The sequence below is a fragment of the Cellulosimicrobium composti genome, assembly GCF_009711085.1.
In the GTDB taxonomy this organism is placed as follows: domain Bacteria; phylum Actinomycetota; class Actinomycetes; order Actinomycetales; family Cellulomonadaceae; genus Cellulosimicrobium; species Cellulosimicrobium composti.
This window is the reverse complement of sequence record NZ_WMKA01000011.1, coordinates 1-14840: the sequence shown is the minus strand read 5'-3', so window position 1 is coordinate 14840 and position 14840 is coordinate 1. Positions and strand designations below refer to the sequence as shown.

Genomic DNA, 14840 nt, shown 5'->3' with positions numbered 1-14840 from the left:
CGGCGCGGCGCGCCGTCCGGAGGGGGTGGTGTCGGGTTGTCGGTGGTGGCCGGTCAGGCGCTCGCGCTCGCGGCGAACTCGACCGGGCGGACGGCGGCGCCCCGCAGGACGGCGCGCAGGAGCAGGGCGGCGAGCACGGCCCCGAGGACGCCGCCGAGGAGCGCGAGCCCCACGGGCGTGCCGTCGAGACCGACGGCGCGCGCGAGGCCGTTGCCGAAGAAGCCGGAGCGCAGGAAGACCTCGGTGACCGCCACGGTGCCGAGCGACGCGACGACGAGCAGCACGCCGCGCACGAACCCGTACCCGTAGAAGCCGGCCGCGATCACCATCCCGGCGAGGTAGTACACGACGCACGAGATCCCCTCGACGAGGCTCACGAGGACGACCTCGGACCCGTCGCCGTAGAGCTGCCCGAGATCCCCTTCCGTCGGCCACCCGACGCGCCGGAACAGCGTCCACTCGCCCCACTTCACGAGCGCGGCCGCGATCCCGAACGTCAGGCCGGAGACGGTCGCGCCGATCCAGAGCCCGTGGGTGTACGACCGTCGGGTGCCGCCCGCGGCGACGTGCACGGCGATCGTCATGAGCGGGAGGATGATGCCCATCACGAAGAGGAAGAACTTCGCCGAGCCCGCGACGCCGCCCACGGCCTCGATGCTCACGTCGTCGTTGCGCGTCATGATCCACAGGATCAGCACGCCGACGACGAGCGCGATGGCCCAGAACCACAGGCCCACGAACCACGTGCCGCCGATGAAGTACGAGGCGACGGCGCGCACTCCCCGCCGGTGGGCGGCGGTCTCGAGCGCGCGGCGCTCCGCGGCGCGGTCTGCGGTGGCGGTCATCGTGCCTCCTCCCTCTCGGCGTCCGTCCCGGCGCCGGGGCGGCCGGTGCGGGTGAGGTGCACGAACAGGTCCTGGACGGGCACGGCGCCCACCTCGAGCCCCGCCTCGACGGCGGCGGCGCGCTCGTCGTCGGCGAACGTGCCGAACAGCGTCACCTGGGCGGTGCCGCCGAGCCGTTGGCGCGCGAGCACCTCGCGCCCCGCGGCGTGCCGCTCGACGACGTCGGCCGGGCCGGTGAGGCTCACGCCGCGGGCCCGCACGTCGTCGGCGTTCTCGGCGAGCAGCACGCGGCCGCGGTCGATGATCACGACGTCCTCGAACAGCCGCTCCACCTCGGTGATGAGGTGGCTCGACAGCAGGACCGTGCGCGGGTGCTCGGCGTAGTCGGCGACGAGGGCGTCGTAGAACGCGTACCGGCTCGGCGCGTCCATGCCGAGGTAGACCTCGTCGAAGATCGTCAGCGGCGCGCGCGACGCCAGGCCGATCACCGCGCCGAGCGCGGACCGCTTGCCGCGCGACATCTCGCTGGGCTTCCTGCGCACGTCGACCTCGAGCTCGTCGAGGAGGCGCGCCGCGAGGTCGGCGTCCCAGCGGGGACGCAGGTCCGCGTAGTACGCGAGCGTGTCGCGGGCCTTGTCGGACTCCCACACGTCGCCGCTCTCGCGGACGAGCTGGGTGTGCGTCGTCGTCCACACGTTCTCGAACGGGTCCTCGAGCTCCCCGGGCAGGCCGACGCGCACGGACCCCGACGTCGGCCGGCGGAACGCGGCGAGCAGCGCGGCGAGGGTCGTCTTGCCCGCGCCGTTGCGGCCGAGCAGGCCGGTGATGACGCCGGGGCGGATGGTCAGGGTCGCGTGGTCGAGCGCGGGGGCGTCGTCGCCGCGCGCGTAGCGCACGACGACGTCGCGCACCTCGGCGGCGAACGGCTCCGGTCCGGGGAGGGCGGGGCCGGTCGGGTCGGTGGGGCGGCTGGCGGGCCGGGCGGTCACGGGTCTCACCTCGGGGTGGGGTCGGTGGTCGGGCCGGTGCGGGGAGCGCCTCCGGTGCCGGGACCGGCGGGGCGCGGGCGGCCGAGGACGTAGTCCACGACCTCGGACGTCGGGATGTCGAGGAGGTCGGCCTGCGCGAGCGCGGGCGCGAGCACCTCGTCGAAGAAGCGCGCACGGTGGTCGGCGAGGAGCTTCTCGCGCGCACCGGGCGCGACGAACATGCCGAGCCCGCGCCGCTTGTACAGGACGCCCTCGTCGACCAGGCCGGCGAACGCCTTGGCCGCGGTCGCCGGGTTGATGCGGAACGTCGTCGCGAACTGCGTCGTGGACATGACCTGCTCCTCCTCCGCGAGCTCTCCCGCGAGCACCTGCGCCCGGATCATCTGCGCGATCTGGAGGTAGATGGGTTCAGGTCCGTCGAACATGGGCCCCATCCTCTCCCGCCTCGCGCGTCCTGTGGTTCATTACTCCACTAATGAACCATGGATGCTTTACCAGGCGCAACCCCCGGCCGGCGACCCGGCCCCGCTCACCCGCGGCGGGCGGTTCCCGCCGACGCCGCGCGGTGGGAGCCTGGGAGGGTCCGACGTCCGCGGCGGGTCCACGCCCTCCGGGCGCCGGCGGTCACGAAGGAGTGAGGCAGCGATGGTCACGATTCGGCGCGGGTTCTCCAGCTTCTCGGCGGACGACCTCGACGCGGTGCGCGCGTTCTACGGGGACACCCTCGGGCTCTCCGTCACCGCCCTCGACGGGGGCAACGGCCTGGTCCTCCACCTCGGGGGCGGCTCGGACATGTTCGTCTACCCGAAGGAGGACCACCGTCCGGCCGCCTTCACCGTCATGCACCTCACCGTCGACGACGTGGACGAGGTCGTCGACGAGCTCACCGCGAAGGGCGTGACGTTCGAGCGCTACGAGGGGTTCGACCAGGACGAGAAGGGCATCGTGCGCGGGTTCATGGAGGGCGGCGACGGCGCCTGGCTCACCGATCCCGCCGGCAACATCGTCGGCCTCGCCGACGGCGAGACCATGCGGCGCATGGTCGAGGGCTGACGCCCGTCCGCACGACGACTTCCAGGACGCGGCAGGGCCCCGGTCGACGACCGGGGCCCTGCCGTGGCGTCGCGGGGCGTCACCCGCCGCGGATCAGGCGGGGGTCGACGCCCCCGCGAACGCGGCGCGGACGCCGTCGAGGTCCTGCGCGACGAGCTCGGCGAGCTGCACGGCGTTGAGCGCCGCGCCCTTGCGGAGGTTGTCGTTCGAGACGAACAGCACGAGCCCGCGCCCGCCCGGCACCGACTGGTCGGTGCGGATGCGGCCCACGAACGACGGGTCCTCGCCCGCCGCCTCGAGCGGGTTCGGCACGTCGGACAGCGCGACGCCCGGGGCGGCGGCGAGGATCTCGCGCGCCCGGTCCGGCGTGATCGCCGCGGCGAACTCGGCGTGGATCGCGAGCGAGTGCCCCGTGAACACGGGGACGCGAACGCACGTGCCCGCGACCGCGAGGTCGGGCAGGCCGAGGATCTTGCGCGACTCGTTGCGCAGCTTCTTCTCCTCGTCCGTCTCCTCCAGGCCGTCGTCGACGATCGAGCCGGCGAGCGGGACGACGTTGAACGCGATCGTCCGCGGGAACTTCACCGGCTCGGGGAAGGCGACCGCGCCGCCGTCGTGCACGAGCCCGACGAGACCCTCGCCCGTGCCCTCCGCCGCCGCGCCGGCGACGGCCTGGGCGCGCAGCTCCTCCGCGCCCGCGAGACCGGCGCCCGACACCGCCTGGTACGTCGCGACGATCAGGCGCTCGAGCCCCGCCTCGTCCGCGAGCGGTTTGAGGACCGGCATCGCCGCCATCGTCGTGCAGTTCGGGTTCGCGACGATGCCCTTGCGCGCCTCGCGCAGCGCGCCCGGGTTCACCTCGGAGACGACGAGAGGCACGTCCGGGTCCATGCGCCACGCGGACGAGTTGTCGATGACGACGGCGCCCGCCGCCGCGAAGCGCTCGGCCTGCGCCCTCGAGGTCGCGCCGCCCGCGGAGAACAGCGCGACGTCGATCCCGCGCAGGTCGTCGGTCGAGGTCGCGGCGACGTCCTCCACGACGACGTCCGTGCCGCGCCACGGGAGCGTCGACCCGGCCGACCGCGCGGACGCGAAGTACCGGATGCTCTGGACGGGGAAGTCGCGCTCGTCGAGGAGGCGGCGCATCACGGCGCCCACCTGGCCGGTCGCGCCGACGACGGCGACGTTCAGGCCCTGACGGTTCTCGGTGCTCATGGTCCAGTCCTCTCAGCGGCCGGTGCCGGCGTAGACGACGGCCTCGCCGTCGGCGTCGAGCTCGAACGCGGTGTGCACGGCGCGCACCGCCTCGTCGAGCGAGTCCTCGCGCGTCACGACCGAGATGCGGATCTCCGAGGTGGAGATCATCTCGATGTTGATGCCCGCGTCGCGCAGCGCGCCGAACAGCTTCGCCGAGACGCCCGGGTGCGACTTCATGCCCGCGCCCACGAGCGACAGCTTGCCGATCTGGTCGTCGAACTGCAGCGAGTCGAACCCGATCTCCGCCTGCAGCGCGGACAGCGCCGACATCGCCGCCGGGCCGTCGCCCTCGGGGAGGGAGAACGAGATGTCCGTGAGACCCGTGCGGGCGGCCGACACGTTCTGGACGATCATGTCGATGTTCACGCCCGAGCCCGCGACCACCTCGAAGATGCGCGCCGCCGTGCCCGGGACGTCGGGCACGCCGACGACGGTGATCTTGGCCTCGCTGCGGTCGTGCGCGACGCCGGAGATGATCGGGTCTTCCATGACGGTCTCCTCGGGAAGGTCTGCGGTGCTGGTCGGGCTGCCGGGGCGGGGCGCGGTGTAGGCGTCCGCGCGGACGAACGTGCCCTCCGTGCCGCTGAAGGACGAGCGCACGTGGATCGGGACGCCGTAGCGGCGGCCGTACTCGACGCACCGCAGCGCGAGGACCTTCGCCCCGCTCGCCGCCATCTCCAGCATCTCCTCGTACGTGATGCTGTCGATCTTGCGCGCGCTCGGCACGATGCGCGGGTCCGCCGTGAACACGCCGTCGACGTCCGTGTAGATCTCGCACACGTCGGCGTCCAGCCCGGCGGCGAGCGCGACGGCCGTCGTGTCCGACCCGCCGCGGCCCAGCGTCGTCACGTCGTTCGTCGACTGCGTGACGCCCTGGAACCCGGCCACGATCGCGACCTGCCCCTTGTCGAGCGTCTCGCGCACGCGCGTCGGCACCACGTCGACGATGCGCGCCTTGCCGTGCACCGCGTCCGTGATGACACCCGCCTGCTGGCCCGTGAACGACTTCGCCTTCACGCCGAGGTTCGTGATCGCCATCGCGAGCAGCGACATCGAGATGCGCTCGCCCGCGGTGAGGAGGATGTCCATCTCGCGCTGCGGCGGGAGGGGGGTGACCTGCTGCGCCAGGTCGATGAGCTCGTCCGTCGTGTCGCCCATCGCCGAGACCACGACGACCACGTCGTTCCCGGCCCGCTTCGCCTCCGCGATGCGCTTGGCCACCCGCTTGATGCTCTCGGCGTCCGATACCGACGATCCGCCGTACTTCTGCACGACAAGTGCCACGTGCTGCTCCGTCTGTCGCCGGCCTCCGTCTCTCTCAACGGCCCGCCGGGTGCTGTCTGGGTCGATCGATGATACGCACGCGGCGCGCGGTCCGGCCACGACCGTCCCGCCATGCGGGCCTCGGCGCCGGTCGACCAGTCAGCCGGCGACCCAACTGTCGAACGAGGCTCGCGTCGAGCGCGCCTCCCACGGGATCCAGCGGTCCTGCGCAACGAGTGTCTGGACGTACCCCCACGCGACGTCTGCGGCGAGGTTGCCCGTCTTGACGGCCAGCCTGATCAGCCCTGCGGTCGTCACCACCTTCAGACCGTGCTGCACGGCCACGAGCGTGGCCCCGCGGTCGTCGGTGACGAACAGCGCTCCGGGCGCACGCCGCGAGGCGAGCACGACCGTCTCTGCCTCCCCCAGGTGTTGGTGAGGTCCGTCGCCCGGGCTTGCCAGCCCGTCCCGGACGACACGGATGTCGATCTGCTCGGCAGCCTCCGGATACCACGGTGCGCCGAAGATGTCTGGAGCCAGCGCCATGTCTCTCAGAGCCTCGTTCTTCGCCTGGTCCGAACACTCGCGTGCGACTGTCCCGCACCACGCGCCCCGTTCGCCCACGAGGAGCCCAAGAAGATCCATTCGATGCAGGATGGCGAAGTTCCGCACGACCGTCGTGTCGGGGAAGACGAGAACCGTCACGCGAGAGAGAGCCCGAGCGCGGCGGCGAGTTCATCGGTCGACGTATCCGGCTGGTCTGGGGGCAAGACTTCCAGGTCCTCGACCTCGACTCCCGCCACCCAGGCCAGCGTTCGCGGATTCACACGACCTGCCGCCACTCCGTCCTCGAGCTTCTGGATCAGAGCCGTAGGAAAGCGTCGCGCTCGCGAAGCGCGTTCGCGATCCGTCACCTCGGTCCAGCGCGACGCCGGGAACGCTCGGTGACGCAAGAACTGCGGTGTCGCCATCCGCAGCCACGTGACGACCACCTCCGGCACCCGGATCGCCAACGAGTCGAGACGCGCAGCGAGCGCGGCGGTCGTCACGCCGAGTTCCCAGAGCAGCTCTCCGAGACGGGGAGCGTCTATCGTCGACCAGTCGAGCGCTCGAAGGCGACTCTCCGGCATCAGCAGCTCGGCGGCGAAGGCGTTCGCCCTGCGCTCGGCGGAATCGTCGGCGTCCGCGTCGTCCACGTCATGGTCTCCCGCGGCCAGATGGGCGAGCTCGTGCGCAAGCGAGAAGTTCGCCCGCCCCCATGGCTCCCGGTCAGGCAGCGCAACCACAGCACGCCGCCCCAAGACGACGAGTGAGTATGCCGTGCCCAGATCGCCCACGCGCACGACGTCTACGCCGAGACGTTCTTCCATGCGCTGGGCGAAGTGTCGCTGCCACCCGTCCCCCAGGAGCTCACGAATGCTGGCGACGTCGGTAGGAAGGCGGGTGGGCTCAGGCAGGCCCTCACCGAATGCCTGGTGATATGCCAGACGCACGCCCTCCAGCACCTGCTCGTCCTGCTCACGGGTGCCGTTGCCGTATGTCGCGGTGCCGTGGTCGTAGGCGTGCCGGGCCGCAATCCTCAACCGTCGCGGGTCTGCCTTGCCCGTGATGAGCCAGTGCACGTCGACACCGAGTTCCTCAGCGACGCGGGCAACCTCGATGGCTGCGAATCCGCGCGTTCCGCGGATGGCACGCGAGAGGGCGTCCTCAGGCATCCCGACGGCGGCAGCGAGCGCACGCTGCGTCCCGTCCTGCTCGTCGAGGAGGTCACGGACACGGGTTCCGATCGTGGGGGTGTCCATCAGAACAGCCTAGCGATCACTTGGGATTTCCCCAAACTTGCCGGTTTCGCCGCGCGTGCCCCCCACCACCACTGCAGATCGCGCGGCAGCACCATTCCCGCTCTCCGATGCGGTGACATCCTCCCGGCTCGCCGCGACCACGTCGCGCGTCGGGCCCGCCACGACGACGTAGGCGAGGCCGACGACGAGGGCGCCGCCGACGAGGTTGCCGAGGCCGACCCAGGTGAGGTTGCGCGCGAAGTCGGGCCACGTCGTCGGGCCGAGGTCGCCGAGGAGGCCGAGCGAGAAGGTCGTCATGTTGGCGACGACGTGCTCGAAGCCGGAGGCGATGAAGGCGAGGACCGCCCAGAACAGGACGATCGCCCGGCCCGCCTCGGAGCGCAGGCGGCCGCACGCCCAGATCGCGGCGCACACGAGCAGGTTGCACAGGACGCCGCGGAAGAAGAGCTCGCCGCCGGTCTCGTGCGCCTTGGCGCGGAGCATCGCCGCGAGCATGTCGCCCGCGGCGGGGTTCGAGCGCAGGACCCCCGCCTGCGTGACGGCCCAGCCGAAGAGCATCGACCCGGCCAGGTTGCCGACGAGGCACAGGGCGAGCGTGGCGACGGCGTCGCGCACCCGGACGGCGCGCGTCGCGACGCCCTGGGCGAGGACCATCATCGCGGACGTCGCGAGCTCGGCGCCGGCGAACACGACGAGCGTGAGCGCGGCGGCGAACACGCCGCCCGCGACGAGCCGCTCCCCGGGCGAGCCGGCCGCGAGGAAGGGACCCGCCGTCGCGACCATGAGCACGACGCCGACGCCGACGTACGTGCCCGCGAGCGCCGCGGACACGAGGTAGCGCGCGGGACGTCTCGCCGCGCGGACCTTGTCCCGGGCGGCCTGCGACTGGGTGGACAACGCCTGGGCGAGGGTCTGCACGCTCCCGATCCTCGCCGCCGGGGCGAACGCCCGTCAGGGTCGGTGGTCGGGCCGGTCCGGGACCGAAGGACCGCGCCGACGAGGTCCCGGCACGGGACGCCGCACGAGCCACTCCCCGGGCTCGTGCGGCGCGACTCCGTGCCGGGACCTCCTGCGCCCCGGGTCAGCGCATGCGCCGCCGGTACGTCGCGACCGCCCACGCCTGGGCGACGACGAGGATCCCGACGAGCCACGCGAGCGCGAGCCAGATGTCGGAGCCGACCGGCTGCCCGGCGAACAGCGCGCGCAGCGTGTCGACGACCGCGGTGACGGGCTGGTTCTCGGCGAACCAGGCGACCGCCGTCGGCATGGTGTCCGTGGGGACGAACGCCGAGCTGACGAACGGCAGGAAGATCAGGGGGTAGCTGAACGCGGACGCCCCGTCGACCGTCCTCGCCGAGAGACCGGCGACCACCGCGAGCCAGGTGAGCGCGAGCGTGAACAGCACGATGATCCCGAGCGCCGCGAGCCACGCGCCGACCGAGGCGTCCGTGCGGAAGCCCAGCAGCAGCCCGACGCCGACGACGAGCGTCACCGACACGAGGTTCGCGACGAGCGACGTGAGCACGTGCGCCCACAGGACGCTCGACCGGGCGACCGGCATGGAACGGAAGCGCTCGACGATACCGCCCTGGAGGTCGAGGAACAGCCGGTACGACGTGTACGCGACCCCGGACGCGACCGTGATGAGCAGGATGCCGGGCAGCAGGTAGTCGACGTAGGACCCGCCGGTGCCGGTGTCGATCGCGCCGCCGAGCACGTAGACGAACAGCAGCATGAGTGCGACCGGGGTGACGGCGGTCGTGATGATCGTGTCGGGGCTGCGCAGGACGTGCCGCAGCGACCGTCCCGCCAGGACGCGCGTGTCGGTCAGGGCGTGGGTGGTCATCGGAGCTCCTCTCCGGCGGGCTGGGCGGCCTCGGTGGTCGTCGGCGTCACCGGGGTGCCGTCGGTGTCGCCGGCGTCGCCGACGAGCGCGAGGAACACGTCCTCGAGGGACGGCTGCTTCTCGACGTACTCGACCGTCGCGGGCGGCAGCAGCGCCTTGAGCTCGGCGAGCGTGCCGTCCTGGACGATCGTGCCGCGGTGCAGGATCGCGATCCGGTCCGCGAGCTGCTCGGCCTCGTCGAGGTACTGGGTGGTGAGCAGCACCGTGGTGCCGCCGCGGGCCAGCTCGCGCACCGTGGCCCACACCTCGATGCGCGACTGCGGGTCCAGCCCCGTCGTGGGCTCGTCGAGGAAGACGACCGGCGGGTTCCCGACCAGGCTCATCGCGATGTCGAGGCGACGGCGCATCCCGCCGGAGTAGGTCCCGGCCCGGCGCGCGCCGGCGTCGGTCAGCGAGAACCGGGCCAGCAGGTCGTCCGCGACCCGCTCGGGGTCGCGCAGGTGGCGCAGGCGCGCGACGAGCACGAGGTTCTCCCGGCCCGTGAGGACCTCGTCGACCGCGGCGAACTGGCCGGTCAGCGAGATCGACTCGCGGACCCGCCCGGGCTGGTCGACGACGTCGTGCCCGTGGACGCTCGCGGTGCCCGCGTCGGGCGCGACGAGCGTCGACAGGATCCGCACGAGCGTGGTCTTGCCCGCGCCGTTGGAGCCGAGGAGCGCGACGATGCTCCCGGGCGCCACGTCCAGGTCGACCCCGCGCAGCACGCGCAGGTCGCCGAACGACTTCTCGATGCCTCGTACCCGCAGCGCGGGCTCGAGGGACAGGTCGACGGACATCTCGGTTCTCCGTTTCCTCGGCGCTTCTCGGGTGGTGCGGTCAGGGCCGGCGGACGACGACGTCGCCGTAGCCGGTGCTGGCGTGGATCTCCGCGGTGGCCTCGTCCTCGACGGGCCCCTCGGTCGGGGTCAGGTGGTTGCGGACGCTGCCGTGCTCGGAGCTCGCGTCCAGGTAGGCGGCGGTCCCCTCGGGGACGCCGACCTCGATCGACCCGTACGACGTGGCGAGGGTGACGCTGCCCGACTCCAGGCGCTCGACCCGGATGCCCGCGTGCGCGGACTTGGCCGTGAGGGTGCCGGCGACGCGCGCGACCGCGACGTCCCCGTGCGCGCCGTGCACGGCGAGCGAGCCGGTGACGACGCCGACCGTCGTCGTGCCGTTCGTCGCCTTGATCGAGCCCTCGCCGCGGACCTCCTCGACGCGGACGGACCCGGCGCTCGCGCGGGCGTCCAGCGAGCCGCTCACGCGGCGCGCCGCGACGGAGCCCGCGGAGGCCTTGACGTCGAGCCGCTCGACGTCCTCCACACGGGCGTCGCCCGCGGAGAGCGCCATGTCGACGGCGCCGAGAGCGCCCTCGGCGTAGAGCGACCCGGCCTTGCCGCGCACGTCGGAGCCGGCGGGCAGCTCGACGGTGATGTCGGCGGTGCCGGACGCGAACGGGAGGACGTACTGCTTCCACGTGCCGGGGAAGGAGATCGTCACGGCGGCGCCGTCGCTGTCGACGCGCACGGCCTCGGCGGCGCGGACGCTGCTCGACCTCCCGGGGTCCGTCGGCAGGACCGTGACGACGACGTCGTCACGCTCGCCGGCGACCACGTGCAGGTGGGCGAAGGGCACGTCGACGGCGACGGCGACGGGGTGCGGGGCGGGGAAAGTGGGCATGACGAAGCTCCAGGAGTGGTGTCGTGGTGGTGTCAGGTGGGTTCGGGAGGCGGGTACGGTGACCGGGGTCAGCGCACCCAGCCGGTGACGCGGGCCGAGCCGCGCTGCTGCGGACGGGCGGCCTGCCCGGCCGGTCGTCCGGTGGTCTGCTCGAGCGCCGCGGCGACCGCGCGCACGAGCCACGTGTTCACCGAGACGCCGTCGCGCGCGGCGGCGGTCTCGACCTGCGTCTTGAGGTGGTCGGGCAGGCGCAGGGTGGTGCGGGTGGTGGCGCCCGTCTCGACGTCCGCCGCGACCGCGGGCAGGACCCCCGCCGTCGAGGAGGCGCCGGGTGCGGGCTGCGCGGGGGCAGCGGGCTCCGGGGACGCCGGGGCGGCGACCACGAACTCCGGGGAGCCGCCCCGCAGGCGCACGTCGACCGACCCGGGCGCGAGCTCCGCGGAGATCTCGCCCGCGGCGGCCGACAGCGCGTCGAGCAGCACGAGCCGGACCGCGGCGTCGAGCGGTGCGGTCAGTCGCTCGGCGACCCGGCGGCCGTCGTCCCCCGCGGAGTCCGCGGCGGCGGCGAGTCGGTTCTGCAGGTCGTCGACGTACGGGGTGAGGTCCATGACTCCACTATGACACCACCTGTGGTGTCACACAACCCCTCGCGACAACGTTTCTGACACCACACGACACCAGTGGCGGCCCCGTGGCCGGACGGGGGTCAGGACGCGAGGTCCGCGACGACGTCGTACCCGAGCTTGACGACGAGCGCCCCCACCACGACGACGAACACGACGCGCACGAAGGCGCTGCCCTTCGCGACCGCCATCCGGGCGCCGACGTACGCCCCGAGCAGGTTCGCCGCCCCCATGACCAGACCCAGGCCCCACAGCACCGCGCCGTACGGGACGAAGAAGATGAGTGCGCCCGCGTTCGTCGCGAAGTTGGCGATCTTGGCGAGCGCCGACGCGGGGAGGAACGCGTAGCCGAGGATGCTCACGAGCGCGATGACGAAGAACGTCCCGGTGCCCGGGCCGAGCAGGCCGTCGTACGTGCCGATGACGAGGCCGATCCCGGCCGCGGCCCACCGGTGCCCGTTGCCCTCCCAGCGGAGGTTCGTCGTGTGCCCGAGCTTCGGCTTCGCGATCGTGTAGACCGCCACGCCCACGAGCACGACGAGGATGATCGGCTTGAAGAGGTCCGCCGGGATGCGCGAGGCGAGCGCCGCTCCCCCGATCGCCCCGACGAGCGCCGCGAGCGCCATCGGCCCCGCCGTCCGCAGGTCCGGGCCCACGCGCCGGTAGTAGGTCGCGGCGCTCACCGACGTGCCCATGATGCTCGCGAGCTTGTTCGTCGCGAGCGCCTGGACGGGGCTGATGCCCGGGACGAGGAGGAGCGCAGGGAGCTGGACCAGGCCGCCCCCGCCGACGACGGCGTCGATCCATCCCGCCGTGAGCGCTGCGAGGACGAGCAGGAGGACGGTCAGGCCGTCGATCTCGAGCCCGCCGGAGACCGGGAGGGAGAAGGCGGGAAGCACCCCCCAGTGGTACCACGGCGTCGCGCCGCCACCGGCACGGGCCGGGCGTCGCGGCCACCCGGCCCTTCACAACGTGTAACCGGAGCGTTACGCTTCATGAGTGGACGTGTTCGAGGTCGTCGCCGACGACGTGCGCCGGGACCTGCTCCTCGCGCTGCGCCGCGGCGCCCTCACGGCCGGCGAGCTCGCCCGCACGCGGTCCGACGTGTCGCGCCCCGCGGTGAGCCGCCACCTGCGCGTGCTGCGCGAGGCGGGCGTGGTGCAGTCCGTCGTCGACGGGCGTCGCCGCGTCTACTCGCTGCGGCCCGACGCGCTCGCGCCGCTCGCCACGTTCCTCGCGGCGCTGACGCCGCCCGCCCCGCCCGTCCCGGCACGAGCCCTCGACGGCCTCGACCTCGAGGTCCGCCGCACCACCCGAGAACGCCGCACCGCGCACGGGGCGGCCCAGCAGGAGGAGAGCGCATGAGCGACACCACGACCCCGATCCCCGCGGGCGCCCCGACGCCGCGCGGGACGGTCGAGCACGGACCGGAGGGCGCCGAGCTCGTCCTCACGCGGACCTTCCGCGCGCCCGCCGCCGACGTGTGGGCGAGCCTCACGGAGCCGGACCGCCTCTCGCGCTGGATCGGCTACTGGGAGGGCGACCCGTCGACCGGCGCCGTGCAGTTCTCCATGACCGCGGAGGGCGACGACCCGGACCCCGAGGAGTACCGCATCACACGGTGCGAGCCGCCGCACCGGTTCGCCGGGGTCACGTCCACGGGCGACGACGCGTGGCACCTGTCGTTCGACCTCGACGAGGAGGACGGCGTCACGACGCTCACCTTCCGCCAGGTGCTCGGACCCGGCGACGACGCGCGCAACATCGGCCCCGGGTGGGAGTACTACCTCGACCGGCTCGTCGCCGTCCGGGAGGGCCGCGACGCCGCGACCGTCCCCTGGGAGCCCTACCTCGCCACGCTCGCCGACCACTACGGCCGCGCGTCGGACGCCGTCTGACGCCGCCTGCGACGCCTCGGCGATCAGGACTGGAGCGCGTCGTACTCCGCCTCGGCCGCGACGTCGTCCTCGACGTCGAGGCGCAGGTGCGCGAGCGCGAGCTGGAGGACCCGCAGGGCGCTCGCCGCGCGCTCGCCCCACAGCGAGACGTAGGAGAACTGCCACCACCACAGGCCCTCGACCTCACGGCCGCCGTCGTAGTGCTGCAGCCCCTTGGCGAGGCACTCGGCCACGCACGCGAGGTCGCCGGAGAGGGACGCGGCACCGACCTCCGCGCCGACGAGCGGGTCCGTGATCTCGACGTAGTCGTCGAACCCGTCGAAGAGCTGCGCGAGCGCGGTGCGGAGCGGGTCCACGTCGGTGTCGCGGCCGGCGTCGGGCTCGAACCGCTCGACCGGGACGACGTCGCCCATCGCCCCCAGGCGCGCTCCCGCCGCGAGCGCGTCGGACAGCGCGAGGAGCAGCAGGGGCAGGACGGCCCCCGGGGCCGCCCCGGACGCCACCTGCGTCGAGGTCGTGAGGAAGGCGCGCGCCTGCGCGGCCATGCCCTCGGCGATCTCCCGCAGGTCCGGGTCGTTCTGGATCTCCCCCATGCCGGTCACCCTTCCGTCAGCCGCCGACGAGGCGCCGGCCCTCGAAGGCCCGGCCGAGCGTCACCTCGTCCGCGTACTCCAAGTCTCCCCCGACCGGCAGCCCGGACGCGAGGCGGGTCACGCGCAGACCCATGGGGCCCAGCATGCGCGCGAGGTACGTCGCGGTGGCCTCGCCCTCGACGTTCGGGTCGGTCGCGAGGATCACCTCCGTGACCTGCCCGTCCGCGAGGCGGGCCATGAGCTCGGCGATCCGCAGGTCGCCGGGCCCGACGTTCTCGATCGGGTTGATGGCGCCCCCGAGCACGTGGTAACGCCCGCGGAACTCGCGCGTGCGCTCGATCGCGACGACGTCCTTGGGCTCCTCGACGACGCAGATCACCTCGGGCGAACGGCGCGGGTCCGCGCAGATGCGGCACTGCTCGGACTCCGCGACGTTGCCGCACGTCTCGCAGAAGCGGACGCGCGCCTTGACCTCGGTGAGCGCGTCGGCGAGCCGCCGCACGTCGGCCGCGTCAGCGGCCAGCAGGTGGAACGCGATGCGCTGCGCGCTCTTGGGCCCGACGCCGGGAAGCCGGCCGAGCTCGTCGATCAGGTCCTGGACAGCGCCTTCGTACACTCCCCCAGCCTACGGGGCCGGGCCCGCGCGTCGGGCCCGGCCCGCCGTCGCCCGCCACGCGGTAGGTCGGCTCGCGTGCCGCGCAGCGCGTCAGCCCTGGTCCTGGATCTCCTCGATGATCTTGCCGTCGAGCAGGCTCACGACGAGCGCCGTGCCGACGAGTCCGGTCGAGACGATGTCCGGGTCGTCCGCCGACGGCAGGTCGTCCAGCGGGTCGTGGGCGGGCGACGGTCGCGCGGGCTCCTGCGCGGGGCGCGGTGCTGCGCCTCGCGACGACGCCGCCGCCAGGGCCGCGGCCGTGGCCGCGCGGGCAGCCGACACGCCGCGCAGCGGCGC

The 14840-nt window shown here is 73.3% G+C and carries 19 protein-coding genes; 3 read left to right on the top strand and 16 right to left on the bottom strand.

Annotation, left to right across the window (positions count from 1 at the left end):
* Window positions 1-53: 53 nt before the first annotated feature.
* The 3 genes from GJV82_RS06780 to GJV82_RS06770 are packed head-to-tail and all read right to left on the bottom strand — an operon-like array spanning window position 54 to window position 2259.
* Window positions 54-845: a hypothetical protein gene (locus GJV82_RS06780; protein ID WP_155098703.1), complete on the bottom strand. Its 792-nt coding sequence runs from the start codon at window positions 843-845 to the stop codon at window positions 54-56.
* Window positions 842-1834 (bottom strand): ATP-binding cassette domain-containing protein, encoded by a 993-nt coding sequence (locus tag GJV82_RS06775; RefSeq protein ID WP_115943258.1) that lies wholly within the window; start codon window positions 1832-1834, stop codon window positions 842-844. Before GJV82_RS06775 ends, GJV82_RS06780 begins: the two co-directional genes overlap by 4 nt.
* 5 nt (window positions 1835-1839) lie before the next feature.
* Complete coding sequence (locus GJV82_RS06770) at window positions 1840-2259, bottom strand: GntR family transcriptional regulator (RefSeq protein WP_115943259.1); 420 nt, start codon at window positions 2257-2259, stop codon at window positions 1840-1842.
* A 220-nt stretch (window positions 2260-2479) separates the two neighbouring features.
* Between GJV82_RS06770 and GJV82_RS06765 the strand changes: the two genes are divergently transcribed.
* On the top strand, window positions 2480-2887 hold the full coding sequence (locus tag GJV82_RS06765; protein ID WP_155098702.1) for a VOC family protein: 408 nt from the start codon (window positions 2480-2482) through the stop codon (window positions 2885-2887).
* Window positions 2888-2980: 93 nt separating this feature from the next.
* Here GJV82_RS06765 and GJV82_RS06760 read toward each other — a convergent pair whose 3' ends face one another.
* The 10 genes from GJV82_RS06760 to GJV82_RS06715 all read right to left on the bottom strand — a co-directional run bounded on the left by GJV82_RS06760 (window position 2981) and on the right by GJV82_RS06715 (window position 12296).
* Window positions 2981-4102 (bottom strand): aspartate-semialdehyde dehydrogenase, encoded by a 1122-nt coding sequence (locus GJV82_RS06760; protein WP_155098701.1) that lies wholly within the window; start codon window positions 4100-4102, stop codon window positions 2981-2983.
* A 12-nt stretch (window positions 4103-4114) separates the two neighbouring features.
* Window positions 4115-5428 carry an aspartate kinase gene (locus tag GJV82_RS06755; RefSeq protein WP_024841690.1) on the bottom strand — a complete coding sequence of 438 codons (1314 nt, stop codon included), beginning with the start codon at window positions 5426-5428 and terminating at the stop codon, window positions 4115-4117.
* A 138-nt stretch (window positions 5429-5566) separates the two neighbouring features.
* Complete coding sequence (locus tag GJV82_RS06750) at window positions 5567-6112, bottom strand: hypothetical protein (RefSeq protein ID WP_155098699.1); 546 nt, start codon at window positions 6110-6112, stop codon at window positions 5567-5569.
* Window positions 6109-7209, bottom strand: coding sequence for a helix-turn-helix domain-containing protein (locus tag GJV82_RS06745; protein WP_155098698.1), 1101 nt, complete (start codon window positions 7207-7209; stop codon window positions 6109-6111). The genes GJV82_RS06750 and GJV82_RS06745 overlap by 4 nt, the downstream gene beginning before the upstream one ends.
* 9 nt (window positions 7210-7218) lie before the next feature.
* Window positions 7219-8127: a formate/nitrite transporter family protein gene (locus GJV82_RS06740; protein WP_318657372.1), complete on the bottom strand. Its 909-nt coding sequence runs from the start codon at window positions 8125-8127 to the stop codon at window positions 7219-7221.
* 163 nt (window positions 8128-8290) lie between these two features.
* Window positions 8291-9055, bottom strand: coding sequence for an ABC transporter permease (locus GJV82_RS06735; protein ID WP_024841688.1), 765 nt, complete (start codon window positions 9053-9055; stop codon window positions 8291-8293).
* On the bottom strand, window positions 9052-9891 hold the full coding sequence (locus GJV82_RS06730; protein ID WP_155098697.1) for an ABC transporter ATP-binding protein: 840 nt from the start codon (window positions 9889-9891) through the stop codon (window positions 9052-9054). Before GJV82_RS06730 ends, GJV82_RS06735 begins: the two co-directional genes overlap by 4 nt.
* A gap of 40 nt (window positions 9892-9931) precedes the next feature.
* Window positions 9932-10774: a DUF4097 family beta strand repeat-containing protein gene (locus tag GJV82_RS06725; protein ID WP_155098696.1), complete on the bottom strand. Its 843-nt coding sequence runs from the start codon at window positions 10772-10774 to the stop codon at window positions 9932-9934.
* 68 nt (window positions 10775-10842) lie between these two features.
* Complete coding sequence (locus tag GJV82_RS06720) at window positions 10843-11382, bottom strand: histidine kinase (RefSeq protein ID WP_155098695.1); 540 nt, start codon at window positions 11380-11382, stop codon at window positions 10843-10845.
* Between the two features lie 98 nt (window positions 11383-11480).
* Window positions 11481-12296, bottom strand: a complete 816-nt coding sequence (locus GJV82_RS06715) for a TSUP family transporter (protein ID WP_024841684.1) — start codon at window positions 12294-12296, stop codon at window positions 11481-11483.
* Between the two features lie 100 nt (window positions 12297-12396).
* Here GJV82_RS06715 and GJV82_RS06710 point away from each other — a divergent pair, with 100 nt between their 5' ends.
* Both GJV82_RS06710 and GJV82_RS06705 read left to right on the top strand, forming a co-directional pair.
* Entirely contained in the window at window positions 12397-12762 is a 366-nt protein-coding gene (locus GJV82_RS06710) for an ArsR/SmtB family transcription factor (RefSeq protein ID WP_024841683.1), read from the top strand.
* Window positions 12759-13295 carry an SRPBCC family protein gene (locus GJV82_RS06705; protein ID WP_024841682.1) on the top strand — a complete coding sequence of 179 codons (537 nt, stop codon included), beginning with the start codon at window positions 12759-12761 and terminating at the stop codon, window positions 13293-13295. The genes GJV82_RS06710 and GJV82_RS06705 overlap by 4 nt, the downstream gene beginning before the upstream one ends.
* 23 nt (window positions 13296-13318) lie before the next feature.
* On the opposite strand, the gene GJV82_RS06700 is transcribed toward GJV82_RS06705, so the two are convergent.
* From GJV82_RS06700 to GJV82_RS06690, 3 genes are all read right to left on the bottom strand, one after another.
* Window positions 13319-13888: a DUF5063 domain-containing protein gene (locus tag GJV82_RS06700; protein WP_024841681.1), complete on the bottom strand. Its 570-nt coding sequence runs from the start codon at window positions 13886-13888 to the stop codon at window positions 13319-13321.
* A 16-nt stretch (window positions 13889-13904) separates the two neighbouring features.
* A complete protein-coding gene (gene recR / locus GJV82_RS06695; protein ID WP_024841680.1) occupies window positions 13905-14504 on the bottom strand; it encodes a recombination mediator RecR in 600 nt (199 codons plus the stop codon).
* Between the two features lie 90 nt (window positions 14505-14594).
* Window positions 14595-14840 (bottom strand): hypothetical protein (locus tag GJV82_RS06690; RefSeq protein ID WP_225873167.1); only part of this gene is annotated, 246 nt, incomplete at its 5' end.

What these genes read in the sequence shown, in the direction of transcription:
- GJV82_RS06765 (WP_155098702.1), top strand. Translation starts at nt 2,480, where the DNA reads ATGGTCACGATTCGGCGCGGGTTCTCCAGCTTCTCGGCGGACGACCTC.
- GJV82_RS06770 (WP_115943259.1), bottom strand. Translation starts at nt 2,259, where the DNA reads ATGTTCGACGGACCTGAACCCATCTACCTCCAGATCGCGCAGATGATC.
- GJV82_RS06700 (WP_024841681.1), bottom strand. Translation starts at nt 13,888, where the DNA reads ATGGGGGAGATCCAGAACGACCCGGACCTGCGGGAGATCGCCGAGGGC.
- GJV82_RS06725 (WP_155098696.1), bottom strand. Translation starts at nt 10,774, where the DNA reads ATGCCCACTTTCCCCGCCCCGCACCCCGTCGCCGTCGCCGTCGACGTG.
- GJV82_RS06730 (WP_155098697.1), bottom strand. Translation starts at nt 9,891, where the DNA reads ATGTCCGTCGACCTGTCCCTCGAGCCCGCGCTGCGGGTACGAGGCATC.
- GJV82_RS06760 (WP_155098701.1), bottom strand. Translation starts at nt 4,102, where the DNA reads ATGAGCACCGAGAACCGTCAGGGCCTGAACGTCGCCGTCGTCGGCGCG.
- GJV82_RS06735 (WP_024841688.1), bottom strand. Translation starts at nt 9,055, where the DNA reads ATGACCACCCACGCCCTGACCGACACGCGCGTCCTGGCGGGACGGTCG.
- GJV82_RS06780 (WP_155098703.1), bottom strand. Translation starts at nt 845, where the DNA reads ATGACCGCCACCGCAGACCGCGCCGCGGAGCGCCGCGCGCTCGAGACC.
- GJV82_RS06705 (WP_024841682.1), top strand. Translation starts at nt 12,759, where the DNA reads ATGAGCGACACCACGACCCCGATCCCCGCGGGCGCCCCGACGCCGCGC.
- GJV82_RS06745 (WP_155098698.1), bottom strand. Translation starts at nt 7,209, where the DNA reads ATGGACACCCCCACGATCGGAACCCGTGTCCGTGACCTCCTCGACGAG.
- GJV82_RS06720 (WP_155098695.1), bottom strand. Translation starts at nt 11,382, where the DNA reads ATGGACCTCACCCCGTACGTCGACGACCTGCAGAACCGACTCGCCGCC.